The organism is Mucilaginibacter sp. KACC 22063 (genome assembly GCF_028736115.1).
Classification (GTDB): Bacteria; Bacteroidota; Bacteroidia; order Sphingobacteriales; family Sphingobacteriaceae; genus Mucilaginibacter.
On sequence record NZ_CP117877.1, the window covers coordinates 3385842 to 3412119 of the forward strand.

Consider the following 26278-nt stretch of genomic DNA (forward strand, 5'->3'; position numbering starts at 1 on the left):
ATTCAATTAGGAAGCCAGGCTGAATTTACTTTATTAAGTAATTGATTTTAAGTGTTTTAATTTTATTATTTATATAATCAATCCTATTTTTACGTTCATTCTGAAATAATTGATTTATCGTTTTGAAAAGCAATGATGTGCATTAAACAATAAAGGAGTAATTATGCGTAACTATCCTGACTGATATTTAGCTACTTTCATTTCTGCAAATTGATGTCGAAAACAAAGCAAATTTTAATTGCTTATTAATTAGATCTCGTGTTGGTTGTAATGCTATAGTTACATATAAAGGCACCTGCATATGGCATCAACACAAGTTTTAAATATAAATTTACCCGCCTGATTCTTATACTTACGTCTATTCTTAAACATGCAACGCTACAGCCAGATCAACAATTTCCTGCATACCTCTAAGTTATTCTACACTATTGCCATTGGCATAGATAGCTATTATACTTTCGTAAGCCCTAACTACGACCGCAACTTTAGCCTTGGTAAAAAAACCCTTTTAGGTGAACATTTCTCTGTTACCTTACATCCGGAAGATATAAGAATATGCGAAGAGGTTGGGCCGCGGTGTTTTGCCGAGCCCGAAAAATTATTTCCTGCAACATTGCGAAAACACGACGGTAAAGGCGGTTTTGTGATTACCCAATGGGAAATGCAGGCCATGATGGATGAATCTGGCATGCCGCAGGGCATCTTTTGTATCGGGTATAATATCACTCAATTTGTTGATACAAAAAACAAACTTGAACAGGCCTCGTCAGATCTTGATGAGATCAGCTACATCCAATCGCACGGGGTTAGAAAACCTTTAGCCAATATTTTAGGAATAGTTGAATTAATGGATACTACAGATGGATATGATGATTACAGGCATTTGACCGCTATGCTTAAAGAAAGTGCGGACGAACTGGATAAAATCATCCGCTATATTTCTGAAAAGAATAATTAAGGCTTTCTTACATTTGCCAAAACCGAGTTAGTAATGTTCGAAGTTTTAATTTCTCATATAGAAGAAAAAGTTACGCTGAGTGAGAAAGACAAAAACGCATTACAAGCTTTTTTTGTACCTAAGCGCATTAGAAAAAGGCAATATCTTTTGCAGGAGGGGGATATATGTAAAAACCTTGCATTTGTATCTAAAGGTTTACTTCGTACTTATAACGTAGACGAAAAAGGCGACGAACACATGAATGTTTTTGGCTGGGAAGGCTGGTGGATCTCCGATTTCAACAGTTTTCTTACAGGCATTCCGTCTGTATTCAACATTGATGCCATTGAGGATTCTGAAGTACTGTTGCTTTCCAGAACGAATTATGAAGAAATAACGCTGGCCATACCTGTGATGGACAGGTATTTCCGCATACTTTATCAAAATAGCATCGTCACCAAAGAGCGACGTTTAATGAGCTCAGTAACAGATACTGCCGAAGAAAAGTATTTACGGCTAAGCGCCTCCAACCCTGAAATTATTGAACGCATCCCCCAAAATCTTGTAGCCTCTTACCTGGGTATTGCACCTGAAACATTAAGCCGGATCAAAAAAAATCTGACCGTTAAGAAATAACATGCTTGACTTAGATCAAGTGATTTACTTAAGTTATATCAAGTGTATTCCGTTATTACATCCCTAATTTGGCATTTTTAAATTTTAGCAGATGTCAAACTCAATAACAGCATTGGTGGTAGGTAGCAGCGGTATTACCGGCAGCAACCTTGCAGAAAGCCTGATCAATAAAAACATAAAAACCTACGGACTTGCGCGCAGGCCCGATATTGGTATTGAAGGTTTAGTTCCCGTGGCTGCCGATCTTTTAAACAAAGAAAGCCTTGAGGCTGCTTTAAAAGATATTAACCCTACACATGTTTACTTAACAAGTTGGATGCGTAATGATACCGAAGCAGAAAACATACGGGTGAATAGCTTAATGGTGAATAATATTCTGGATGTACTTTCACCAAAAGGCAGCGTAAAACATGTAGCATTGGTTACAGGTTTAAAACATTACTTAGGCCCATTTGATGCATATGCAAAATCCGGCACATTGCCGCTGACCCCGGTTCGGGAAGAGCATCCGAGATTAGCGCTGGAAAATTTTTACTATGCACAGGAAGATGCGGTTTATGCAGCAGCCACCCGCGATGGTTTTACCTGGAGCATTCATCGCCCGCATACGGTTATTGGTTATGCCGTTGGTAACCTCATGAATATGGGGACTACGCTTGCCGTATATGCAAGTATTTGTAAAGAATTAGGCAGGCCGTTCCGGTTTCCCGGGTCTACAGCACAATGGAACGGTTTATCTGATGTGACGGATGCGCGCCTGCTTGCAGAACATTTGATCTGGGCATCAACAACAAAGGCTGCACAAAACAAGGCATTCAACGTCGCCAATGGCGATATATTCCGCTGGAACTGGCTTTGGAAGCAAATAGCGGACTGGTTTGATGTAGAAGTGGCAGAATTTGATGGCAATATTCATCCACTCGAAAATGAGATGACTAATGATGAGCCTGTTTGGAAAGACATTGCCCAGAAATACAATTTGAAAGAAACATCATTATCAAGGCTTGCAAGTGCCTGGCATACTGATCTTGATCTGGGCCGCCCTGTAGAAGTGATGACAGATATGGCCAAAAGCCGGAAATTAGGTTTTACACAATATCAGGACACAAGAGAATCATTCTTTGATTTATTTGCAAAACTGCGGGCAAAAAAACTGATTCCTTAAATGTAGCTTAAAGTAGAAGGTGTTAAAAAACACCTTCTACTTTGATAATGAATATTTAAGTTACGACCAGGCTTTTCTTAAAAAGTTGATCCAGTTGCCATGCATCATTCCTTTGATGTCATCCTCTGTATATCCCCTGTTTGATAACAGCGATTTAAATTTTTGCAGGTCGCTGATGGTTTCCAGATCATAAGGGCACTGCTCGCGGCCGAATGCGCCATCCAGATCAGAGCCGATACCCACATGCTTTGCGTTTCCGGCTATTTGGCAAATATGATCAATATGGTCAACAGCCACATCCAGGCTGCAATTCATGGCCTTTGGATCAGATTGTCCCCTCACCCAATTAGGCACCATCATCCAGGCATCAAGCGCAGCACCTATAACGGCTCCCCGCTCAATCAGGGCTTTTATCTGTTCATCACTATACTGACGATTATGGTTTACCAGCGCACGGCAATTATTATGACTTGCCCATACAGGCCCGTTATAAATAGATAAGGCTTCCCAAAAGCTATCATCACATAAATGCGTAGCATCTAAAATGATGTTAAGCCTTTCCATCTCCCTCAGCAGATCAGGACCGTCCTTTCGTAAACCGCCTGTAGCATCTGTACCCTGCGCATAACGGCCAGGGCCATAATGTGCAGGGCCAACAGCTCTTAGTCCGCTGGCGTGGGCTTTTTCCAGGTAATCAACCGTTACTATAGAATCGGCACCTTCCAGGCTCAAAATATAACCTACAGTTTTTTTACTGTTGTCTTCGCCATTGTTCCAAAGATCAAGATGATTTTCCAGGGTTTGCAGGTTGTTTATCTGCACCATTTCGCCTGCATCTTCCATCGCTTTGTACCAGGCTAACTGCCCCTGCGTTTGCGCCCATGCCTGCGCAGGTGAATGCCAGCCCGGCAATGAATTATCCGGTGCTACGAAACGGGCAATTTGAGTTGCTACAACCAAACCGATGTTACCTTTACGCAGCTCTGGCAAAGATACCGTTGCTTTGGCACGGTCGGGTTTATCAGTTAGACCTTGCTCACGTGCATTAATAGCGCTAACCGGTAATGTTAAATCGCGGTTCCATTCTAACGCATTCATGCTCAGGTCCAAATGCGCATCTATTATCAACATGGCTTGCAGGTTATACTAATTCAAAAAGTGCTTCAATCTCAACAGGAATATTATCCGGCAATGACCCAAACCCTACTGCGCTGCGCACACCAATGCCGTTTTCTTTACCCCAAACCTGGGCAAATAATTCGCTGCAACCATTAATAATGTAAGGATGTTTTTCAAAATTAGGGGTACAGTTCACCATACCTAATACTTTAATTACCCTTTTGATACTGTTAAAGCTGCCGATATTTGCCTGTATGGTTGATAACATGGTTAACCCAACCTGGCGTGCTGCAAGCTTACCGTTTTCCATATCAATGGTATCGCCTATGCGGCCGATGATTAAGCTTTTATCATCCTGAACAGGGCCATGGCCAGACAGGTACAGGTATTTTCCATCAATTAAAAATGGCTTGTACACGCCAAGCGGCGTTGGTGCCGGTGGAAGAGATAAACCCAGTGCTTCGAAATTTTCTTGAGGAGTATTCATTGTATATGTATTATTTATTAGGATTTGCCCGCTTATTAAACGGGCAGTTAAAAGTATTATTTAAAATCAGTTCACTATAATTTCATCCAACAAAAGCCAGGCTCTGCCACCCGCACCATATTCACCCGCCGGGATGGTGCCTTTGTTAATTGCAATAACTTTTATATAACGGGCTTTTAGATGAGATAATTTACAACTGACTGCATTTATTCCATTTACAGGAAAATCTGTTTGCTGATAAACGAGATGATACGTTTTGTTATCATCAGAAACCAAAAACTGTAAGGATGTAGGTGCCCACATTTTTTGCCAGTGATAATTTAAAACATGTGTACCAAGCGAAGTAATTTCGTCCACTTTGCCCAGATCTACAACTGCTTCAAAGTTGTGCTTATTAAAACCCAACCACTGATTATCGTTGTACCGAGCGCTGCCACTCAGCCCATTCACTAATACAGCACTACCGCCCGGCGGATTATAATTTCCTTCAGGGGCATCGGTTAAAGTCACCTGCTTGCCCACTGCTTTATGAATGAAAAAGCTTTTTGTGTAGGTACGCCCAACCTGTTTTTGATTTACAAAAGTTGTAGCACTGATTGTGCTGGTATGCTCTACATTTAGCGAAGATTTATACAGCTTGCTTTGTGCAGTTACCTTGCTGCCATTTGTGGTGTAGCGGATAACCGCACCAGGCAAGGTAGCAGAAAGGGTTAGCGCCTGCGTTCCCTTTGCAGTTTGTGATACGCTGTCTGTGATCTCATCAAATGTATTTGCAGCATTGATATGCAGCCTGTTTAACAATCTCATAGTTGGCCTTAACCTGCTCAGGAAATTGTTATAATTCCGCTGCTTCGGATTTGACCATGCCATTTCTGACAAAGCCAGTACGCGCGGGAAAATCATGTATTCGGCTTTGTCCACCGTTGGCAAATATTCACTCCATATATTAGCCTGTACGCCTGTAATATATTTTGCCTGCTCTGGTGTTAACCTTGACGGCACCGGTTCATAGTTATATATTTTCGATAATGGTGTATACCCGCCTGCAGCCAAAGGCTCTGATGGATAAAGCGATTGGTAATAATCCAGATATACATATTTTTCGGGAGTCATAATCACCTGGTGATGTTGTGCTGCGGCTGCAACACCACCTTCAATACCTGTCCAGCTCATTACTGTTGCACCGGGTGTAAGCCCGCCCTCTAAAATTTCGTCCCAGCCAATAATTTTCCGACCTTTTGATTCCAGGTAATTACTGATCCGCCTGATGAAATAACTTTGAAGCTCGTGTTCATCTTTCAAATGTTCGTCCTTAATCCGTTTCTGGCATTTTGGGCATGCCGCCCATCTTACCTTAGGGCATTCGTCGCCACCAATGTGAATGTATTCAGACGGAAAAATCTTGATGACCTCGTCTAATACACCTTCCAGAAAATTGAAGGTATCTTCATTTCCGGCGCAATACACATCATCAAATATGCCCCAAAAGGTTGCTGTTTGATATGGTCCTCCCGTGCAGCCCAGTCCGGGATAAGCGGCCAATGCGGCCAGGGCATGTCCCGGCATTTCAATCTCAGGGATAACAGTGATATGCCTCAGCCTTGCATATGCTACTATTTCCTTTGCTTCTTCCTGTGTGTAATAACCACCATAACGTTTATCATCAAACTGGTGAGGAAGTTCCTTTTTATGGCCAATTAACGTTTCATTACGATAAGCGCTTACAGATTGCAGCTTCGGTCGGCTCTTGATCTCAATTCGCCAACCCTGATCGTCTGTAAGGTGCCAGTGAAAAGTATTGATTTTGAACAGTGCCAGTACATCAATCCATTTTTTGATAGCACTTACCGGAAACATGTGCCTGCTCACATCAAGATGCATTCCCCTGTAAGCAAACCGTGGATAGTCGGTAATCTCGCAGCCCTGTACTTGTATTACTTTTTTAGACGGCTGCATTAGCTGCACTACGGTCTGCAAGCCATAAAACACGCCAGCTTCGTCATGGCCTTTTATAATAATGCGTTTATTATTAACCGAAAGCTGATAACCATCTTTTTGTTGCAGGGTGTCAATTTCAAGATAGATGTAATTACTTACCGGCAAATTATCTTTTATAACCAGCGACTTGCTTAATGACATACCAACCATCTGATTAAAAAACTTCAAGTTATCGGTGTTGATACCCTTTTGCGCCACAATACTTGTTGCGGTGTTGATTGAAAACTTACCATTGGTAGCAACAGCCTTTACCGGCACAGGGATGATAGGCAGCGGCTTATCTCCAGCTTGCTGTGCAACTGCTTTTAAACTAAGCAGGATGCAGCAAAGACCAATGATAATTTGCGCCCTGAAGAATAGAATGTGTTTATCAGTTCCCTTAATTACCAGCATCAGTTTTATTTTACAACTTTATTTTCGCCCTCAACAGCAACCTTATCCTGCAAGGCTATTGCTTTATATTCATAAGCGCCTTTAAGCCCTGTTACTTTAGTATTAAACGTACCATCCTGCGCAACTGGTACCCAGTTAGTATAAGCCCATTTATCTGCATATAAAGTTTCTATCTGCCCACGATAAGGGCGATAAGCAAACCTGATTTGCTTAACCCCTTTGTTTTTGTAATTATACAATTTGCCAGTTAGTAATACACCATTTGCGGTAATTTTGCCATCGCCTGTTTCTACCGTTACGGCTTCATCAATAGTCGATGCTACATTTTCCAGTTTAATCACTACGGCATTAGGCCAGCGGTGATCATCATAAATGCGCTGCGCTTTCACTACAGATACTTCCAATCCGTCTGGCGTTTGTTTATAGCGGCAATCCACCTGCGGATTAGCATTATACTCTATGATCTTACTGTTCTGACCTAAAACATTAACCACAGTATTATTTTGCGCTTTTACAGAATGCAGCAGAAACGTTTTGCGCTCCCCCTCTTTCCAGTTTGGCACATCTGTTACAATCGCATATAAGGTCTTCCCTTTTGCCGTAAACAGGATGTTATCTTCCTTGCTTACCACCCATGACCGCACACTATCAATACATTCGTGATTGATGAAATACCAGGCAGCCATTTCACGCAAACGATCTTCCTGTTCTGTTGGTAAGGAACCGTCAGCTTTAGGGCCTACATTTAACAGCAATGATCCGCCTTTAGAACGTGCCTCAAGCAACAAGTCAATTAACTGCGTACCCGACTTATAACGCTCATTAGTGGGCTGATACTGCCATGCGGTACCGATAGTAATTGGCGCTAACCAGGGCTGTGTCACTTTTGCTCCGGGCAAAGTCTGTTCAGGCGTTTTAATTGCGCCACGGGTAATTAAAATATCAGGCTGTAATTTCCAACAGGTGGCTTTTACTATCTCCTTAGGCTCGCCATCAATAAACAGCACATCAATTTTACCGTACTTAGTCATCAGTTCTTCGCACTGGCGTTTGTTGTAATCATCATACTCCTGGCGGGTCTTTTTATCCATCACCACATTGGTACGGCTGATCGGCAAATGATGCTGGTGCAAAAAGTAAAAATCCTCCGGCGAGAAATAGAACCCTACTCCCAGGCCAACTTCGCGGGTTGCCTTTACAAATTCGGCCAACAGATCCTTTTTGTAAGGTGTATTGGTGATATTAAAATTATTCGTTTTAGTATCCCACATACAAAAACCCGAATGGTGTTTGGTGGTGAACACAATGTATTTCATACCTGCCAGTTTGGCCAATACGGCAATCTGATAGGGGTCAAATTTTGATGGATCGAACGTTCTGGGCAGATCATTGAAATAATGATCTACAAAATCGTCAGAAGCTCCTACCAGTGCATGGCTTATTACAATACCCAGCTGCACATCAACACCAAAATGGATAAACAGCCCTGCGCCAGTGTTTTTCAGCCACTCTTCGCGCTCGGGTTTATTTAAATTATAATTGCTGGCCACATCATCTTTAACCAAATCATTTTGTGCCTTTAGTATAAATGATGAACCTATAAGTAAGATGCTAAGGAACAGTTTTTTCATATTCAATAAATGTATAAAGTATGTATCATAAATAAGGCCACCTAAGTGGCCTTATTCCCTACTATTTATCCCACCAAATCCGGGTCAACACGTTATCTGCGCCTTGCCTGCTTATAGCCGCAGCATAAGATTTTGCATTTAAATTTTGCTCTGATAAAGGATACAGCATGCGCCTGAAAATTACACCTCCGGTAATGTTACCCGGATAATTATTAGGCGTTAAAGCCGGATAACCTGTGCGGCGGTAGCTTGCAAATACTTCCTGTGCATCAGGGAAAATACTTACCCAAAATTGGGTGTAGATCTGGTTCATTTGCGCATCAACTGAACCGGCTGTATTTAATCCATTATATTTTAAATAGGTATTGATCTGGTTAGTGCTGATGGTACCTGCTGTACCGCCAATAATTGCCCACTGGCGCATGGCTGCGCTTGTACCATTATTGTAGCATTGCTGTGCCGTAGCACCGGTATACCAACCGCGTAAGGCAGCTTCAGCTAATAAGAAATATGATTCGGCAGCGGTAAATACTAATCTCGGCGACGACATTAGTAACACTGTTGCCGGATTAGGCTCGCTAAGGCTGCTGAAATTAGCCGGCTTGCTGCTTAATGTTGCAGGCATACCCTGTTGCTTGGCAAATGTGGTATCGGTAACACCGGCACTTGTATAAACAATTGAAACAACGCCCAAACGCGGGTCTTTTGTCTGTTTCAGGTAATTGATGAACACATCTTGGTATTTACCGCCCTCCTGGTTGGTGTTACCATTAGCTGCAATATAATCGCTGTTGTATAAATTTAAGGCCAGAGGGTTTTTGTTGATATCCTGACCGGCACCTTTATACGACATTTTTGCAACATCAGCATCCTGTAAGATCACCCCGCCAGAAATTGCTTTGGTTACCCAGGTTTGCGCAGAAGTAGCATCTACTTTAGTAAGGCGCATACCCAGGCGCAACATTAATGAATAAGCGAACTTTTTCCATTGCGATACATTGCCGCCATAGATCAGGTCGGCTGCACCGAAGGTTGTTTTTGACGCATCTAAGCTTTGCGCTGCCTGATCAAGCTCGTTAAGCATATCGGCATAAATATCTTTCTGTGCATCATAAGATGGAGTAAAAATACCATCGGTATAGCCCTCTGCTGCCTGTGAATAAGGGATATCACCATACAGATCTGTAAGGCGGCTGAAGCAATATACCCGCCATATCCGGGCTTCGGCGTAAAGGTTTACCTGTGTAGGGTCTGTTTTTACAACTTTGATTACTTCTTTCAGTTCGTTTATCTCGTTGGGATAAGCGCTTGAGAATGATGCCGAAGTTGTGTTAACCTGGCTGGCAATGTATTTAGAGCCAAAGCCTGCCACATCATTATAACTGGTGGTATACTGCATGGTGCCCAGCAACAGGTTAAGCATATTGGCGGTACCATCGTACTCGGCTTTTGTAAACATATATGCCGGGGTTGAAGTGGTTACCGCATTGGGGTTGGTATTAAGATCGGTGAAGTTCTTTTTACAAGAAGTAAAACTTGCGAGCCCTACTAACAGAGCGCTTATATATGGATTAAAATATTTTTTCATCTTGGTGTTTTCTAAGCTTAAAATTTAACAGAAAGATTAACGCCTAACGAACGTGTGCGAGGCAGGCCAATAGACTCGAAGCCCTGGTAGTTGCTGTTACTATAGCTTGATTCCGGATCGAAATTCGGCGTCTTTTTGTATAGTATAGCCAGGTTACGAGCCACCAGTGAAATGTTAGCCGATTGTATCTTAAGCACTCTCAGGTTATTAACCGGAAGGCTATATGATAAGATCACCTGGCGCAATTTCACAAAGCTGCCATCATGTAAAAACAACTCAGAGTAGTTCTTATAGTTATCGTAATAAGGGCGTAATCCGCTTACCGGCACGGTACGGTTGTATGCAGCGCCGGTTTGATCAACACCATTCAGCACCAATCCGTTATCACGGCCCGGAAGTGTTGATTTCAACAAACCAAGACGAGTTTCATATACCTCGCTGATAGAGAAGATTTTGTTTCCGAACTTACCGTCGAGCAATACATTAAGCGAGAACCTTTTGTAACGGAAGGTATTGTTAAGGCCCATGGTAAGCGGCGCAACGCTTTTACCCAATGGCTGCAAGCCTGTAGCAACCGGGTAACCGCTGTTTTTATTGTAAACTATGTTACCGCTGGCATCGCGCAGGATGCGTGTACCCACAATCTCAAATGATGACATACCAACAATGTTGTTAATATAACCCCAGTTACCTACCGTACTGGCAAGGTTCATAGAGTTTACCCCATCAGAAAGATATAGCACCTTGTTATCATTGTAAGCCACGTTATAGCTTACATCCCAGCTAAAGCCACCTGCTTTTATTGGTGTACCGCCAACTAATGCTTCGATACCACGGTTACGCACTTTACCGGTATTCAGGTAAACACTGTTATAACCCGAGGTTGAAGATATAGTGGCATTTACGATATCGTTTTTAGTAAGACGGTTATAGTAAGTTACATCAAAGTACAAACGGTTATTTAATAACTGTCCTTCTATACCGCCTTCGGCAGTTGTAGAGGTGTAAGGCTTCAATGTAGGGTTTGTAATGCCCGTTATACCAGAACCGGGTGTATTACTGCTCACATTTTGCAAAGGCTGGTCGGCACTTGGCACGTTGCTGTACGTCAGATTAATGGCATAAGGATCAGGCGCGCCGCCACCTACTTCTGCATAAGCGCCTTTTAATTTTAACGAGGTAACATAAGATGGCATCTTAAGCGCATCAGACAAGATAAAGCTACCATTTACACTTGGATAAAATATACTGTTATGCTGCGGACTAAGGGTAGAAAACCAATCATTACGGCCGGTAACGGTTACATATAAAAGGCTTTTGTAACTAAAATCTGCCGAACCAAAAACAGAATTTACTTCCTGACGCAGATTTTGAGGCGTTGTAGATGCGGTAGCTAAATTACTATAACTGTAAAAATACGGTATAGTAAAGGTAGTACCACTTAATGAAAGCTGGTTAAGCGATGAACGCCTTTTGTTAACACCACCTAAAAACGACATGCCGATATCTTTCACCTGTGTTTTATATGATAATGTGGCAAGCGCATTAGTTTCTGTTACATCTGATTTAATACCATTGTATGAACCCTGCAACTGGTAAAGCGTACCTGTTGGCGTGATGTTGGTATAATTGTAATCATAATGATCCTGGCTGATGGTACCTTTTAGCAAGAGATTGTTGATGATCTCATAGGTAACCGTACCCTGGCCAATGAAGCGGTTTTTATTATCGTCTTCTTTAAATTTGTTGATCACGAAATAGCCATTGGTAGCAACAGAAGCATCGTTCCAGACAGTTTCATTACCTTTTGAATCATAACCCGGAGCCAGCCATCTTACGTCTGCAGTATTGGCAATCATGTAAGGCGACCAGTTAGGGTTTGCGGTAGCATCACCTGCACTTGGGCGGTTATGCGCTTTTTCGTAATTGTACTGCGCAAGAGCTTCAAAGCTTAATTTCTTGCTCAGTTTTCCATTTAATGAAAGGTTACCTGTTTTACGGTTGTACGTACTACCCGGTAAAATGCTGCGGCTGTCAAGGTCTGCTACCGAAAAACGATAGGCAATTGCTTCTGTACCTCCTGATAAAGCCACCGTGTTGGTATAAGTGCTACCAGTTTGATAAAAGTTTTTGATATTATTTTTTTGTGCAACGTAAGGATGGTTAAGGCCATCAACACCTACATAATCTGTAGAGCCATCTATTTTTGATCCCCAGGATCTACGGCCTGTTGCCTGTGCTGCGGCCAGTGTGGTCGGTTTTACGCCGCCGTCGCCCTGGCCATATTCATATTGAAAATCGGGGTAAACGGCCACGTTTTCAAACGTTGCTGTACCGTTGTACTCTACTCCTATACCTTTTTGGGCTTTGCCTTTTTTAGTAGTGATCAAAATAGCTCCGTTTGCTGCACGTGAACCATACAAAGCGGCGGCAGTACCACCTTTCAATACAGTGATTGATTCTATATCATCAGGGTTAATGTCTGCCACACCATCGCCACGGTCAACGTTGGCACCGCCGCCATTGGTAGTTGGCGAATCGCCGGGAACCGTATTATCGATAGGCATACCGTTAACCACATACAATGGCTGGTTGTACCCTGTTAAAGAGCCGTTACCACGAATGACTACGCGGCTTGATCCGCCCGGGCCTGTTGATGAGCCGATGGCGTTTACACCGGCAACTTTACCGCTTAAAGCATTACCTACGTTATTTTCACGTGCCTGTGTAAATTCAGATCCGTTTACTTCGGTAACAGCATATCCTAATGATCTTTTCTTTCTGTTAATACCTAACGCAGTTACCACAACTTCGTTAAGTGCCTGGCTACTTTGGGTAAGCTTGATAATTGCACTGTTTCTGTCAGTTACGGTAAATTCTTCTTTGTTATAACCAATGTAGCTAACCAGCAATACAACATTACCATTAGCTGCCTGTGGTAGCCTAAGCGTGAAGTTACCGTTTACATCGGTAGTAGTACCTACTTTAGGATCGCTTTTTAACGCAACCGATGCACCTATAACAGGGCTGGCATCATTAGCAGATATGACTTTACCCTTAACTTCGCCGTCTGCTGCATTGGTTACAGACTCGTTTACTGTACTTAAAGGAAATATCGTGTACTGCTTGTTGCTGATCTTTTTAAAGCCAAGATTAAACTCGCTGAGTATTTGCGTTAATGTCGCCTCTACATTGTCCGGTTGCCTGTTTATCAGTTCGGCTTCTTTAATGTATTTATCATTCAGCAGGCCTTCCTGGTAGGCTACCTGTATCTTATACTGGCCTTTCAGTTTTTCAAGTACGTCGCGCAATGAAGTTCGGGCTTCGGTATCCTGTTGCTGAGACGCTACATAAGTGTAATCAACATGCCGTTTCTTGCTGGCCATAGCTAACTGGGCATTGGCGGTTATGCCTGCTGTTGCCAGCGGAAGTAAAAGACAACAACATCTCCAATACTTCGGGAAGTAAAAAATCCTCATAGATTGTTAATTAGGGTGGTTAGGGGTTTATTAGTTAATAATGATGTTACTATTGTTCTGATAAATATTTACACGTAATGAGGTAGATACAGTCTCCAGCAAGGCCTTTACACCAGTCACATTAATTCCACCTTCTATTTTCATTTCCCTAAGCTTAGGGTCTGCAAGCGTGATATGATAGCCATAAGTGTCTTCGAGCATGGTAATGATGTCGCCCAGTTTGGCATCATTAAATGAAAACTGCCTTTTAGACCAGCTTACTATTTTTTCCGGGTGCTCCAGTTGAGTTTTCTGATTAATGCGGTTAGCAGCATACTCCACATAATCGCCCGGCTTCATGATAATGCCGCTGTTGACTGTACCGGATGAAACCTTGATTTTGCCGGTAACCAAAGCCACATTTATCTTATTATGCCGGTTCTGCACGTTAAACGTAGTACCCAGCACCTCCACACTTACACTTTTGGCATGTACTATAAATTTCTCGTTGCGCTTAATATGCAGTGAGTCTTTGTTCAGGTGCTTTACCTTAAAGAAAGCCTCACCATCAAGCCACACCTCGCGGGTGTTATTACCCCAGCTGCGCTCGTAGGCCAAACTTGAGTTACCGTTCAATACTACTACGGAATGGTCTGGTAGTTCAATGGTTTTGATTTCACCAAAAGCGGTACGTATAATTTCCTTTTGACTGTAGTACCAAAAAGCCAAGCCACAAGAGCAAACCATTATAACCGCCGCCGCCCAGCGCAGCCATGGTGCTAATGAAATTACATTTGATTTTTTATCTGCCGTATTGTTTACACTGTTTTCAATCCGGCGCCAAACTTCGTCCTGTTTATCTTCATTGAAAAAAGTATCCTGCTTGTGGTAATTTTGTATAAAGGTTTTAGCGGTGGCTATGTCGTTTTGTTTAGATGGGTTTTGCTTCAGAAATTCGTTCCAGAAATTGTCAAGCTCAGCATCGGGCTGCATTACCCAGCTTATGAATTTATCATCAGCCAGGAATTCTTCCATTGTATAAGACAAGTAATCAGGAGCGTTCATATATAAGATATTATATTACCTATACACAGGTACTATGTTAAATTATCCCTCCCGGAAGATTATTTTTTTATTTTTTTTCAAAAAAGATTAAAGTCCTCGTAATAGTATCAAAAAGACAATGATCTTTGGCATTTTGAGCAGCACACTAAGATTGCCCACAGCCTTATAAAGAAGTTTATAAACCGATGAAATATTAATATCCATGATCTCTACGATCTCGGTATAGCTAAAACCTTCGTAAAAACGCAGATAAATAATTTCCTGCTGCCTTTGGGGCAAGGTTTGAATCACCGATTTCATTTTTTCTTTCAACCCGGCCTCTTCCTCTCCTGTTACTAACTGATCTTCAAATGAAACCTCGAAGAAAAAAGGCGGTTCTTCATCAATGCCGGTATATTTTGACTGCTTTTGCAGTTTACGGACTATGATGCCGCGAAGAGATTTGTATAGGTAATTTTTAAGGGATATGGGGGTACCTAAAGTATTGCGGTTGACCCATATTTTTACAAACAGGTCATGTACAGCATCTTCTATCAGGCTTTTGTCCCTGGTAAACTTATAGCCATAATTATTTAGTAGCTTATAATAATTATTATAGATCGCCTGATATGCATCCCAGTCTCCGCCTTTAAACGTTTCCCACACAAGTGCCTCATTACGTATCAGCATACTACGCCCGAAAATTCTAATAAAAACTAATTAAGGATATACACCACTTGCGTAATATTACAACATTTTGATCCATATTTCTAATTAAAATATAGCCAGTCAGACAATTACATATGAACTATCTTTTAAGATAGCATTAAAATACTGCAAATATTTAGCAGTATCGGATCCTTACACGCATATTATTTTGTACTCACCTGGTAAGTTTTGCCTTTAGCTGTTTGGAAACTGGTTAAATAATATTGCCCCGAACGCTTAGATAATGCTTTAACAGATCTTACTGATACGGGGTAGCTGGTACGCAGCGTACACCTACCGCCATGCTGCGAAATAATTTCAGCAGTAGCCAATTTCCCATTACTCCAGGCCATGTTTACAGTAAACGCCCCGCGTGCCCTTAACCCGCTTACTGAACCCGTTGACCATGCAGCAGGCAGCGCGGGCAGCAGGTGCAATTCATCTAACTGACTTTGCAAAAGCATTTCTGTCATGCCTGATGTAGCGCCAAAGTTACCATCGATTTGAAACGGCGGATGCGCATCAAAAAGATTTGAATACAAACCACCACCTTTTGAAACGCTTACATCGCGCATCAAATCCCTTAATAACTTATAAGCATGATCGCCATCTAACAGTCTTGCCCAGAAGTTGATTTTCCAGGCCAGGCTCCAGCCGGTACCAGCATCGCCACGTAATTCTAACGTTTTGCGGCTGGCAGCTGCAAATTCAGGCGTTAAAAGCGGTGATATTTCTCGTCCCGGATGCAAACCAAATAAATGGCTTACATGTCGGTGATGTGGGTCTACATCTTCCCAGTCTTTATACCACTCCTGCAGGTTTCCTTTTTTGCCGATATGCAGTGGATATAATTTGGCCAGCTTAGATTTAAGCATTGCAGCAAAAGCCTGGTCGGTATGCAATGAGTCTGCCGCTTCTATACAGTTGCGGAAATGATCGCGAATAATCGACATATCCATTGTTGTGGCAATTGAAGTATTTGCCTCTTTACCTTTATCATCGATGTAATCATTCTCGGGTGAGAAGGACGGTGCCGTAACCAGGTAACCATTTTTATCCTCAACCAGATAATTGACTAAAAACTCGGCTGCTCCTTTCATGATAGGATAAGCTTCTTTCAGAAACTTCTTATCCTGACTGAAACGGTAATGTTCAAATAAGTGCCTGCACAACCACGGCCCGCCCATGTACCAGTTGGCCCATTTTGGGTCGCCTTTACCAAAATCGCCTACAGGGTTACTGATCGCCCATATATCCGTATTGTGATGGGCTACCCATCCGTTCATATTATAAAACTCCTTAGCTGTTTTGCGACCTGTAACTGATAGTTCCTTGATCAGATCGAACAATGGATATTCCATTTCCTCAAGCCCGGTAATTGCAGCGGGCCAGTAGTTCATTTGGGTATTAATGTTAATGGTATAATTTGAGCTCCAAGGCGCTCTTAAAAGGTTATTCCATATCCCCTGTAAGTTTGCAGGCACCCCATCCGGACGTGATGAACTGATAAGCAGGTAACGCCCGTATTGGTAAAACAATACTTCAAGCCCAGGATCAACCGCACCTCTACTGAAAGCTAAAAGCCTTTCGTCTGTTGGCATTGCAGCATTAGGGCCATTATCAGTACCTAAGTTAAGTTTAACCCTGTCAAAATACTTTAGATAATCTGCCAGATGGGCTTTATACAACATCGGCCAAGTTGTTTGGCTGGCGGTTTGTATATCTGTTTTACATATCTTAACCTCGTCTTTACCCTGTGTAGTAGGGCATCTGTCATAGCCATTAAAACTGGTAGCGGCACAAATAAATAAAGTTACCTCGTCCGCACCTTTTACACTAAGCCCTTCCTTGGTTGTTTGTACTATACCACCTTTATTAACTGCTTTAACCTGTAAAGCGGCGCGCATACCTTTGCAAACAGCGCTATCCTTGTACTGCACAGGCTCTTTATTATAATCTATATAATTAGGGTCTACCTGTGTTGGTGCTTTAGCCTTTAAGAGCAAGCCATCTCGCCCGTCGGGTGCAACTTCATACCTTACCTGGCTGGTTAAGTTAATATTAAAGCTGATTTTGCCGGGCTGACTAGCTGTTAAATGAACAATAATAGCTTTTGCCGGGAACGAAGCAATGATCTCCCTTTTATAGCTAACTTCTCCCGCCTTAAATTCAACTGTTGCTAAACTCCGGCTTAATGAGAGCATGCGGCTGTAGTTTTCATACTGCCCCTCTCCTATATCCTGGTTCAAGTGCAGGTCAGCCAATGGCAGGTACGATTGTGTGTATTCGCCCTGAATAGTTCTCACCAGTTTGTTTGCGGCCTGGTAATCTTCATGCTGCAAAAGTGCTTCTCTCACTTTTGTAAGCGCGCCAGGCACAGAAGGATCAATCTTTTGATCAACCGGCCCGCCACTCCAGAACGTTGATTCATTTAATTGCAGTAATTCCTTACCCGGTTCGCCGTAGATCATGGCACCAATTCTGCCGTTGCCTACGGGTAAGGCTTCCGTCCATTTAGCAGCAGGTTTATGATAAACCAAATTCAGTTTACCCTGTGCGTTCAGATTTAGTGTGAATACTACAATTAAAATCGAAAAACCAAAAAATGCTTTAATGGCTGTTTTATTCTTAAATAATTTCATGGATGTGGCTTAAAAACTGATGAGTTTCTGGCTAAATATAGTAATTGTAAAATACAAAGTAATTCAACACATCGTTGATATCTATACATTTTACCTTCTCATCCATACTCTTATCACTATATTAGAGAATTAAGCTTGCTTTGTATATGCAGAAAATAAAGGCTACTACCATAGCCATTCACCTTGCCGGATGGCTTTTATTCTTGAGCTTTCCTTTGGTATTCATTCACGCAGAAGAAAGCGGCTCATCAATTTTTAAATTAGTATTCGACCTTAATTACTGGGAGTTCAGTCTGTGTTATATAGCGCTTTTTTACATTAACAGCCTGTTCTTAATTCCGCGGCTTTTTTTGAAGAAAAAGTATTTAGATTACACCTTAATAGTGGTGATACTATTAGCGGCTGTCTATTTTTTTCAACCATTTGACAGGTTGCTTCGGAACAGTAACAATGGCAGGCCAAACAAAACATTTAGCGCTGAACAATTTTCTGATCCGGGACGCCCGGGCACGCAGCATCAAATGATAAATGGCATGCCGCCACCTCCGCCGGATATGCCTGACCAATCAGATAGTAGTCGCCACGCATTTGGAAGTACATCTTCAGAAGGCCGGCAAGACATGCAACGTTTGGGACCGCCGCCGCCAAACGGCCGGATGCGGCATATAGATACCACAAGCCTGTTTATTTTTGTAATGATAATGGCACTAAGTACGGCTGTTGAAATTACCCGCGAATGGAATACGACCGAGCGGCGCGCATCATTAGCTGAAGCCGGTAAAGCCAATGCAGAGTTATCATTTCTGAAAGCACAGATTAATCCACATTTCTTATTTAATACACTAAATAACATTTATACGCTGGCGGTTACAGGGAACGAGCATACTGCCGACAGCATCATGAAGCTCTCGAACATTATGCGTTATGTAACCGATGAGGTAACGGAAGACTTTGTACTCCTACAGAATGAAATAGATTGCATTGATAATTATATTGACCTGCAGCGTTTACGGATCGGTAAAAAAACAGAGATCGATTATAGTGTTGAGGGCAATGCAGAAAATAAAGTAGTGGCGCCCTTAGTTTTTATGACTTTTATTGAAAATGTTTTCAAATATGGTATCAGTAAGCAGGAATACAGCAAACTTACCATTCAGATTAATATTGATGATGACAAGCTACACCTGTTTTGCCAAAATCCGGACTATAGTAACAAGTCGATACAGAACAGGCATGGCATAGGAATCAAGAATACTTTGCAGCGTTTAGTGCATTTATATCCGGGCAGGCATAAGTTAGATATCAATACTCAAAACAATCATTACACGGTAAACATGACTCTTTATAACAAGATATGAATATCAAATGTATAGCTGTAGACGATGAGCCGCTGGCTTTGCAACTTATTTCAGAATATGTGAGCCGCTTCCCTTCGCTTAACTTGATTCAAACTTTTGAAGATGCCATAGCTGCAGCCGAATTTTTGAGGCATAACACCATCGATCTGTTGTTCATTGACATTAACATGCCTGATATTAACGGTATAGAGCTTGTTAAAGCATTAGAAAACAAGCCGATGATAATTTTTACAACGGCTTACAAAAATTTTGCATTTGAGGGCTTTGAACTTGAAGCCATTGATTACCTGCTAAAGCCTATTGATATCAAACGCTTTACTAAAGCTATTGAAAAAGCATTAGATTTTTACAAATACAAACATGCTGCTGATGAAGATACACAGCAGGAAAGCCTGTATGTGTATGCTGAATATAAAATGGTAAAAGTAAATTTAAATGAGGTGGAATACATTGAGAGTATGGAAGATTATATAAAAATCCATACAGGTGGCCCAAAACCAGTAATGACCTTGATGCCATTGAAAAAGGTGCTTGAGAAATTACCGCCTGATAGTTTCAAGCGTATACACCGCAGTTATATCATTAATGTCAATAAAATTAAATCTATCCAAAACCGTAAAGTGCAGCTTGATACCATACAATTGCCTGTAAGCGATACTTACATTGACAACTTACGCTCGCAGATCAGGAAATAATTAAAAGGATAAGATCAGTATCACAGCATGATTACTTAAGGCCTCAAGTTCAACAGACTCTACATTCCATAAGGCAAGGCTGTCTCGCTGGTGTAGTAACCGGCCTTCTACTTCAAAAGCGCCTGCAATTACAGTAGCATAAAAATACGTTTTACCTTGTAAGTGATAAGCTTCCTCCTGGCGGCCGTTGAAGTGCCCGATACAAATACTTAAATTTTGATCTTCGGTTATAGGAATTAGTTTTCCTGTCTCGTTTTCAAAATCAAATTCAAATAATGAAGGCGTGTTTTCGGCATCTGTAATTTCAAACTCAAAATGATAAAAGTTGATCCAATCGTCTTGGTAAGGATTGATCACTTTAAAGTACCCTCCTTCTGATAATTTGTCTACCAAAACCTGCCCAACTTCTATAGTAATCGTTTCATTCGCATCATTTTTAAAAACAAGGCTTCCGGTAACAGGTATCAATACAATTACCGAAGCGCTGTTCCCTCCGGTAAATGCACTCTTTCCGGCGGCAAGTATGCTGTCATTAAACACTTTTAAAGCGCCTATAGCCTCTCTGTTTCCTGCAATGTAACTGCTGTAATTAAATGTACAATGCTGCTGTAAACTGCTGCTTTGAATTAATCCCCGCTGATCTGCAAGGTATAATCTTCCGGGTGAGGTAACCATTATTTAAAGGATTTTATGGTTTGTATATTTACGTAAGCAGGCAAGCTGAACAAGTTTGTATTTGCAATCGGAACATCATCAACCACCTCTGCAACCAATAACAGGTTACCTATTGTTGCATGCCACCATAAAGGCCGGGCATAAAAATTAACTGCCACCTGGTGCCTGGCCTTATCTTTAATATCAGAATTAATAAGCTCAAACTCATAATTGTCGAAACGCAAAAAACGCCTGCCCACATTATTTAAAATATCGGGTACCACATTGCCTAACTGTTTGATATAGCCATTCACCGCCGGCAATATCCTTGCTGGCAGCTGGCTGGCCTGCTCTACATTTTTAAGCAACTGCCCATAACTGGTATAGGCTGTACCGGCAGCGAAGTTTTGCGCCTGCATCCTGAATTCGGTATAGGAACTTTCAAATACCAGGCGCTCCCACTCTCCTGCCGAGCTAACTGTAATAACCTTACGGTAGCATAGTTCAATTACCTTATCCATTTTATGCAGGCACAGATAAGCTGATGCTTAGGTTAAAGCCATCGGTAGTATTACCTGTCACCGTGGCTAACTCCAGGCTATATCCGTCACTAAACACATTATCCTGCGAATTGGTGGTATAACCTGTAAGCCCTTTTTTGTAACCGTTAACAGTGGCCAATGCAGTGCCTGTACCTTCGGGGAAAGCAATTTGTGTAACCTTTAAAGAGGTACCTGATGAGTTGTATACATGCACATGGATATGCGTTGCCCTGCCCGAATACCATCCCGGGAAAATAGAGGTAAAAGTAACCAGGCCATTGCTATCGGTAGTTTGCCTGCCGCGTAAAAAGTGTACAGAGGTATAATCAGTAGACTGCATGCTGGTGTTACCGTATTCTGAGTAATTGCCTTCTGCGTCGCAATGCCATATATCTACTAAAGCAGATGATAACGCGTTACAGTTATTATTGCTGTTATTAATAGTGATCTTAATAGTCATCTTATATCCTGTGCGCCCGTCCGTAATATTGCTCCGCACATAAGACGCCGGCGTATGCGTAGGGAACGGCCCTTCTGTTTCTGTCGGTACCACACTACAACTGCCGGAAGTAGAAGTACCCGACGTTGTCGTTGTAGTTGTAGTGCTTGTTGGGCTAACGCTGTCATCTTTGCTGCAAGCGTCAACCAATACTGATGATGTAACTGCCCCGATCATCAGGCTTTTCAAAAAGTTTTTCCGTTCCATATTCCTGTTTGTTTAAATGATTATCGAAAATACAGGTGACAGAGCAGTCAGCATCTGATGTATCGATTAATGGCAACATTGTATCGATAACCTTATAAGTGACTTATTACCAATATTTAACTTCAGATATTTGTCGAGACAAACGCAGTATTCGTCGGCACTGTAGCTTAAAACATTATCATTTGCAGGATTTTTACTAAAAAAACTCCGACACCATGAAACTGCTAAACACTAAGAAAAGAGTGCTATTGCTCGATAAGGATAACGGCCTGATCAACAACGTTGATGAGTTACTATTTACCGGCGAATGGGATGTATTTATAACGTTTGACCCTAATGCAGTATTTGACTGTGCTAAGAAGTTTAATCCTGATTTAATTATTTTGGATTACACCTTACTTGACAATGATTGCGCGCTGATATGCCAGGATTTCAAACAGGATTCCGCTCTGCAGAACATTCCGATTATTATACTTACCGCTTATAAAACCAGTAAGGTAACGGCAGATAGCTATAAATGCGATGCCCTTTTTGTTAAGCCCCGCGACTTTGAAGTGCTGGCAGCTAAAATGGATATTTTGTTAGCTTCCTGAAAAGATACGATGTGGTAATGTAATATCCATTTTACATTAGTGCTTAATTGGTTATACAATAAGCTTATTGAGTTATATTCGGGCGGTTAATTAACCCACGGGCCACCAGAAACATATAACTCTACACCATATGAAACTTTTCACGACTGTAAAGTCACTATGCTTTTTAATAGCATTGGCAGCTGTTTCAAACTTCAGCTACGCACAACAGAAACCAAGCAAACCACTTAATGAGCTTCAGCAATCCTTTGTTGACTTAAAGTTCGGCATGTTCATCCACTTTAACATCCCAACTTATTTTAATCAGGACTGGCCCGATCCTGAAGCATCACCCGAAGCATTTAACCCGACAAAACTAAACGCAGACCAGTGGGCTAAGGCTGCAAAGTCGGCTAACATGGCTTACGGCTGTATCACCACCAAACACCATAGCGGTTTTTGTATCTGGGACACCAAAACAACCAACTACAGTGTAATGAGCAGCCCTTATAAAAAAGACGTGGTAAGGCAGTTTGTAAACGCTTTCAGGGCAAATGGCTTAAAGGTAATGCTGTATTATTCTATCCTGGATACGCATCATAAGCTTCGCCCAAACGAAATTCAGCCTAAGCATATCGAAATGGTTAAAAAGCAACTGACCGAGCTTTTAACCAACTATGGCCCTATAGAAGCCCTGATTATTGATGGCTGGGACGCGCCATGGTCGCGCATTTCTTATGACGATGTACCCTTTGAACAGGTTTACAAATTGGTTAAATCCTTGCAGCCCAACTGCATTATGATGGATTTAAACGGCGCTAAATATCCTAAAGACGGCTTGTACTACACAGATATCAAAACTTACGAAATGGGTGCCGGGCAGCGCATGTCTAAAGATATCAACCAAATGCCCTCATTAGCCTGCCTGCCACTGCAATCATCATGGTTTTGGAAAACCAACATGCCTACGACCGCGGTAAAAGATCCGGCTAAACTGGTGAACGAAACTTTAGTGACCCTAAATAAAGCTAACTGTAACTTTATCCTGAATGTAGCGCCTAACCGTGACGGATTATTTGATGATAATGCCCTGGCTGCACTTAAACAAATTGGCACCCTATGGCACAATGATGGCAGCAAAGCTGATTTTAAACCTACCAGTGCACCTATCATTGCTTCAAATCTGGCTAAAAACCAACCTGCCAACTCAAGCTGGAGCGATGACATGAACATTATGGATTTTGCAAATGACGACGACTTCACTTCATCATGGCAATCAAATCCTGAAGTAAAAAATCCGTGGTATGAAGTTGATTTCCGCACGCCTCAAACCTTCAATGCAATAGTAATCTTTGAACATAAGCCGAATATTAAAAAATATAAGCTGGAATATTTTGCTAACAACAAATGGAATGCGTTATTTGAGGGCGAAAACCTTTTAAGAGTTAAAGTAAATCGATTTACCTCTGTTAAGGGAGAGAAAATAAGAATGAAGATAGAAAGCTATGACACCCCACCTTCTATCGCAGAATTTGAAGTTTACAACGAACCCAGATAACAAACAATAATAATGAAAAAACAGCTTAAAGCATTACTGTTTACAGGCTTAATAGCATCGGCAGCCACGGCGCAAAACCAAACAACAGGCCAATATGTAAAGTACGTAAACCCGTTTATTGGTACAGGTGCGGTTGATCAAAACAGCCTTTCGGGCAGTAACTTTCCGGGAGCTACCGTTCCTTTTGGCTTTGTACAGTTAAGCCCGGATACACAGGATAGTCCCGATAACCCTGCTTCCGGTTATGATTATAACGACAAAACCATCGTTGGCTTTAGCCATACCCACCTTAGCGGCACCGGCGTTGCCGACCTTTTTGATGTATTGGTAATGCCAACAACTGGCGAGGTAAAATTTACACCCGGTAAAGCCGATAAACCCGGCAGTGGCTACAGGTCGGCGTATTCACATCAAAATGAAACCGCACGGCCGGGCTATTACCAGGTAATGCTTAAAGACTATAACATTAATGCAGAGCTTACTTCAACATCGCACGTTGGGCTTCATCGCTATACCTTTCCTAAAGCGGATAACAGCCATATCATATTTGATCTCGACCATTCTTTAGATAAGAAACGTACCTATTGGTCATGCAAAATCATTGGTGCAGAAATGCGCATTATAAACGACCATACCATTGAAGGGTATCGCATATTAACCGGATGGGCAAAACTACGTAAGGTATATTTCCATGCGGAATTCTCTAAACCGTTCATATCGTCAGCATTTGCCAATGGCAACCGCAGTATCCCTAACCTATCCATTATTAACGGAACAAACATTAAAGGTGCTTTTAACTTTGATACACAGGATGGAAAACCGGTATTGGTAAAAGTTGCGCTATCACCGGTAAGTGTCGAAAATGCAAAAGCAAACCTTGCTGCGGAACTACCGGGATGGAACTTTGACGAGGTATCTGCAAAGAGCAGCGCCGAATGGGAAAAAGAACTGGAAAAAATTAAAGCAGAGGGTACGCAAGAGCAAAAACAAATTTTTTATACTGGCTTGTACCATGCCTTTACGCAGCCCAACAATGTTGCCGATGTAAACGGCGATTATCAGGCTACAGATCTCACCATTGCCAATGCGCCTGACAAAACACATTATTCTACCTTCTCTTTATGGGATACCTACAGGGCTGCGCACCCGCTTTATACGCTGATACAGCCAGAGCGTACTGCCGGCTTTGTTAACAGCATGATGAGGCAATATGACACATATGGCTACCTGCCTATCTGGCAACTATGGGGCGACGAAAATTACTGTATGATCGGTAATCATGCTATCCCTGTTATTGTAGATGCTGCATTAAAAGGGCTTCCGGGTTTTGATGTAGAAAAAGCTTACAAAGCAGTAAAACAATCATCTTTAACAGATCACCCGGGCTCGCCTTTCCAGGCATGGGAAAAGTATCATTATATACCGGAGGATCTGCAATCACAGTCAGTTTCTATCACTGTAGAGGTAGCATTTGACGATTGGTGCGTTGCGCAACTTGCCAAAAAGCTTGGAAAAACCGAAGATTACAAGCATTTTATGGAACGCTCGGAGTATTACAGAAATGTATTTAATCCGAAAAATGGTTTCTTCCAGGCTAAAAAGAAAGATGGCAGCTGGCTTGAACCATTTAACCCGCTGCAATACGGTGGAAACGGCGGCAACCCTTACACCGAAGGCAATGCATGGCAATACTTGTGGTATGTTCCTCAGAATGTACCTGGTTTAATTGAACTGATGGGCGGCAAGAAAGCATTTACGGCTAAGCTTGACCAGTTCTTTACCTTAGCTGATAAACCAGGCGAGGTTAACGGCAATGCATCTGGTTTCATCGGTCAGTACGCACACGGTAACGAGCCAAGCCACCACGTAGCTTACTTGTATGACTATGCCGGCCAACCCTGGAAAACACAGATGTATGTGGCTAAAGTTTTGAATGAGCTGTATAACAATTCATCTTCGGGTTATTCTGGTAATGAGGATTGCGGGCAAATGTCGTCATGGTATATCTTCAGTGCAATGGGCTTTTACCCTGTAAACCCCGACAGCCAGGAATATGCCATTGGTTCACCAATTTTAAAACATGCTGAAATGGTAGTGCCAGGCGGTAAAATATTTACGGTTGATGTAAAAAACCCGGGCAAGCAAAACTGCTATATCCAGTCGGTTAAACTAAATGGCAAAGCACTTAACAAACCGTTTATCAGCCAAAGCGACATCGTAAACGGTGGCAAACTTGAATTTGTAATGGGCAGCAAGCCTAACAAAAGCTGGGGAGTTAAATAATTAAGTCTGCTCATATTTCAACGGGCCTGCTTGTATCAAGCAGGCCCGTTTTGTTTATAGTCACTTTCGAAAATTCACGAAATGTCGCAACTAAGGTTCTGACA

The 26278-nt window shown here is 42.0% G+C and carries 20 protein-coding genes; 8 read left to right on the top strand and 12 right to left on the bottom strand.

Features of this window, described 5'->3' with window-relative positions; translation table 11 throughout:
* Positions 1-370 precede the first annotated feature (370 nt).
* The 3 genes from PQ461_RS14620 (at position 371) to PQ461_RS14630 (ending at position 2738) form a co-directional block, all read left to right on the top strand.
* Positions 371-958, top strand: coding sequence for a PAS domain-containing protein (locus PQ461_RS14620; RefSeq protein WP_274206268.1), 588 nt, complete (start codon positions 371-373; stop codon positions 956-958).
* A gap of 33 nt (positions 959-991) precedes the next feature.
* Positions 992-1573 carry a Crp/Fnr family transcriptional regulator gene (locus PQ461_RS14625; protein ID WP_274206269.1) on the top strand — a complete coding sequence of 194 codons (582 nt, stop codon included), beginning with the start codon at positions 992-994 and terminating at the stop codon, positions 1571-1573.
* A 91-nt stretch (positions 1574-1664) separates the two neighbouring features.
* Positions 1665-2738 carry an SDR family oxidoreductase gene (locus PQ461_RS14630; RefSeq protein WP_274206270.1) on the top strand — a complete coding sequence of 358 codons (1074 nt, stop codon included), beginning with the start codon at positions 1665-1667 and terminating at the stop codon, positions 2736-2738.
* A gap of 60 nt (positions 2739-2798) precedes the next feature.
* Here PQ461_RS14630 and PQ461_RS14635 read toward each other — a convergent pair whose 3' ends face one another.
* The 9 genes from PQ461_RS14635 to PQ461_RS14675 form a co-directional block, all read right to left on the bottom strand.
* A complete protein-coding gene (locus tag PQ461_RS14635) occupies positions 2799-3869 on the bottom strand; it encodes a dipeptidase (RefSeq protein ID WP_274206271.1) in 1071 nt (356 codons plus the stop codon).
* A 10-nt stretch (positions 3870-3879) separates the two neighbouring features.
* Positions 3880-4344, bottom strand: coding sequence for a RidA family protein (locus tag PQ461_RS14640; RefSeq protein WP_274206272.1), 465 nt, complete (start codon positions 4342-4344; stop codon positions 3880-3882).
* A 66-nt stretch (positions 4345-4410) separates the two neighbouring features.
* On the bottom strand, positions 4411-6735 hold the full coding sequence (locus PQ461_RS14645) for a glycoside hydrolase family 20 protein (RefSeq protein ID WP_274206273.1): 2325 nt from the start codon (positions 6733-6735) through the stop codon (positions 4411-4413).
* Positions 6736-6740: 5 nt separating this feature from the next.
* Positions 6741-8366, bottom strand: coding sequence for an alpha-L-fucosidase (locus PQ461_RS14650; protein WP_274206274.1), 1626 nt, complete (start codon positions 8364-8366; stop codon positions 6741-6743).
* A 61-nt stretch (positions 8367-8427) separates the two neighbouring features.
* Complete coding sequence (locus tag PQ461_RS14655) at positions 8428-9954, bottom strand: SusD/RagB family nutrient-binding outer membrane lipoprotein (protein WP_274206275.1); 1527 nt, start codon at positions 9952-9954, stop codon at positions 8428-8430.
* 17 nt (positions 9955-9971) lie between these two features.
* The gene (locus tag PQ461_RS14660; RefSeq protein ID WP_274206276.1) at positions 9972-13433 is read right to left on the bottom strand and encodes a SusC/RagA family TonB-linked outer membrane protein; all 3462 of its coding nucleotides are present in this window, start codon (positions 13431-13433) and stop codon (positions 9972-9974) included.
* Between the two features lie 30 nt (positions 13434-13463).
* Positions 13464-14477: a FecR family protein gene (locus tag PQ461_RS14665; protein WP_274206277.1), complete on the bottom strand. Its 1014-nt coding sequence runs from the start codon at positions 14475-14477 to the stop codon at positions 13464-13466.
* An 87-nt stretch (positions 14478-14564) separates the two neighbouring features.
* A complete protein-coding gene (locus PQ461_RS14670) occupies positions 14565-15146 on the bottom strand; it encodes an RNA polymerase sigma factor (protein WP_274206278.1) in 582 nt (193 codons plus the stop codon).
* 182 nt (positions 15147-15328) lie between these two features.
* Complete coding sequence (locus tag PQ461_RS14675; RefSeq protein ID WP_274206279.1) at positions 15329-17806, bottom strand: glycoside hydrolase family 95 protein; 2478 nt, start codon at positions 17804-17806, stop codon at positions 15329-15331.
* A 146-nt stretch (positions 17807-17952) separates the two neighbouring features.
* Here PQ461_RS14675 and PQ461_RS14680 point away from each other — a divergent pair, with 146 nt between their 5' ends.
* Positions 17953-19164 carry a sensor histidine kinase gene (locus tag PQ461_RS14680; RefSeq protein ID WP_274206280.1) on the top strand — a complete coding sequence of 404 codons (1212 nt, stop codon included), beginning with the start codon at positions 17953-17955 and terminating at the stop codon, positions 19162-19164.
* Entirely contained in the window at positions 19161-19859 is a 699-nt protein-coding gene (locus PQ461_RS14685) for a LytR/AlgR family response regulator transcription factor (protein ID WP_274206281.1), read from the top strand. The genes PQ461_RS14680 and PQ461_RS14685 overlap by 4 nt, the downstream gene beginning before the upstream one ends.
* Here PQ461_RS14685 and PQ461_RS14690 read toward each other — a convergent pair whose 3' ends face one another.
* The 3 genes from PQ461_RS14690 to PQ461_RS14700 are packed head-to-tail and all read right to left on the bottom strand — an operon-like array spanning position 19860 to position 21761.
* Positions 19860-20534, bottom strand: coding sequence for a pirin family protein (locus tag PQ461_RS14690; protein WP_274206282.1), 675 nt, complete (start codon positions 20532-20534; stop codon positions 19860-19862). It lies immediately after the preceding gene.
* Positions 20534-21034 (bottom strand): hypothetical protein, encoded by a 501-nt coding sequence (locus tag PQ461_RS14695; protein WP_274206283.1) that lies wholly within the window; start codon positions 21032-21034, stop codon positions 20534-20536. Before PQ461_RS14695 ends, PQ461_RS14690 begins: the two co-directional genes overlap by 1 nt.
* A gap of 1 nt (position 21035) precedes the next feature.
* Positions 21036-21761: a dioxygenase family protein gene (locus PQ461_RS14700; RefSeq protein WP_274206284.1), complete on the bottom strand. Its 726-nt coding sequence runs from the start codon at positions 21759-21761 to the stop codon at positions 21036-21038.
* A 215-nt stretch (positions 21762-21976) separates the two neighbouring features.
* Here PQ461_RS14700 and PQ461_RS14705 point away from each other — a divergent pair, with 215 nt between their 5' ends.
* The 3 genes from PQ461_RS14705 (at position 21977) to PQ461_RS14715 (ending at position 26174) form a co-directional block, all read left to right on the top strand.
* Positions 21977-22354, top strand: coding sequence for a response regulator (locus tag PQ461_RS14705; protein ID WP_274206285.1), 378 nt, complete (start codon positions 21977-21979; stop codon positions 22352-22354).
* Positions 22355-22484: 130 nt separating this feature from the next.
* Positions 22485-23891: an alpha-L-fucosidase gene (locus tag PQ461_RS14710; protein ID WP_274206286.1), complete on the top strand. Its 1407-nt coding sequence runs from the start codon at positions 22485-22487 to the stop codon at positions 23889-23891.
* A gap of 12 nt (positions 23892-23903) precedes the next feature.
* Positions 23904-26174: a GH92 family glycosyl hydrolase gene (locus PQ461_RS14715; RefSeq protein WP_274206287.1), complete on the top strand. Its 2271-nt coding sequence runs from the start codon at positions 23904-23906 to the stop codon at positions 26172-26174.
* Positions 26175-26278 lie beyond the last annotated feature (104 nt).

Coding starts and splice junctions, on each gene's coding strand:
- PQ461_RS14705 (WP_274206285.1), top strand. CDS start 21,977: ATGAAACTGCTAAACACTAAGAAAAGAGTGCTATTGCTCGATAAGGAT.
- PQ461_RS14685 (WP_274206281.1), top strand. CDS start 19,161: ATGAATATCAAATGTATAGCTGTAGACGATGAGCCGCTGGCTTTGCAA.
- PQ461_RS14630 (WP_274206270.1), top strand. CDS start 1,665: ATGTCAAACTCAATAACAGCATTGGTGGTAGGTAGCAGCGGTATTACC.
- PQ461_RS14620 (WP_274206268.1), top strand. CDS start 371: ATGCAACGCTACAGCCAGATCAACAATTTCCTGCATACCTCTAAGTTA.
- PQ461_RS14645 (WP_274206273.1), bottom strand. CDS start 6,735: ATGCTGGTAATTAAGGGAACTGATAAACACATTCTATTCTTCAGGGCG.
- PQ461_RS14675 (WP_274206279.1), bottom strand. CDS start 17,806: ATGAAATTATTTAAGAATAAAACAGCCATTAAAGCATTTTTTGGTTTT.
- PQ461_RS14670 (WP_274206278.1), bottom strand. CDS start 15,146: ATGCTGATACGTAATGAGGCACTTGTGTGGGAAACGTTTAAAGGCGGA.
- PQ461_RS14695 (WP_274206283.1), bottom strand. CDS start 21,034: ATGGATAAGGTAATTGAACTATGCTACCGTAAGGTTATTACAGTTAGC.
- PQ461_RS14680 (WP_274206280.1), top strand. CDS start 17,953: ATGCAGAAAATAAAGGCTACTACCATAGCCATTCACCTTGCCGGATGG.
- PQ461_RS14700 (WP_274206284.1), bottom strand. CDS start 21,761: ATGGAACGGAAAAACTTTTTGAAAAGCCTGATGATCGGGGCAGTTACA.
- PQ461_RS14640 (WP_274206272.1), bottom strand. CDS start 4,344: ATGAATACTCCTCAAGAAAATTTCGAAGCACTGGGTTTATCTCTTCCA.
- PQ461_RS14690 (WP_274206282.1), bottom strand. CDS start 20,534: ATGGTTACCTCACCCGGAAGATTATACCTTGCAGATCAGCGGGGATTA.
- PQ461_RS14655 (WP_274206275.1), bottom strand. CDS start 9,954: ATGAAAAAATATTTTAATCCATATATAAGCGCTCTGTTAGTAGGGCTC.
- PQ461_RS14710 (WP_274206286.1), top strand. CDS start 22,485: ATGAAACTTTTCACGACTGTAAAGTCACTATGCTTTTTAATAGCATTG.
- PQ461_RS14665 (WP_274206277.1), bottom strand. CDS start 14,477: ATGAACGCTCCTGATTACTTGTCTTATACAATGGAAGAATTCCTGGCT.
- PQ461_RS14650 (WP_274206274.1), bottom strand. CDS start 8,366: ATGAAAAAACTGTTCCTTAGCATCTTACTTATAGGTTCATCATTTATA.
- PQ461_RS14635 (WP_274206271.1), bottom strand. CDS start 3,869: ATGTTGATAATAGATGCGCATTTGGACCTGAGCATGAATGCGTTAGAA.
- PQ461_RS14625 (WP_274206269.1), top strand. CDS start 992: ATGTTCGAAGTTTTAATTTCTCATATAGAAGAAAAAGTTACGCTGAGT.
- PQ461_RS14660 (WP_274206276.1), bottom strand. CDS start 13,433: ATGAGGATTTTTTACTTCCCGAAGTATTGGAGATGTTGTTGTCTTTTA.
- PQ461_RS14715 (WP_274206287.1), top strand. CDS start 23,904: ATGAAAAAACAGCTTAAAGCATTACTGTTTACAGGCTTAATAGCATCG.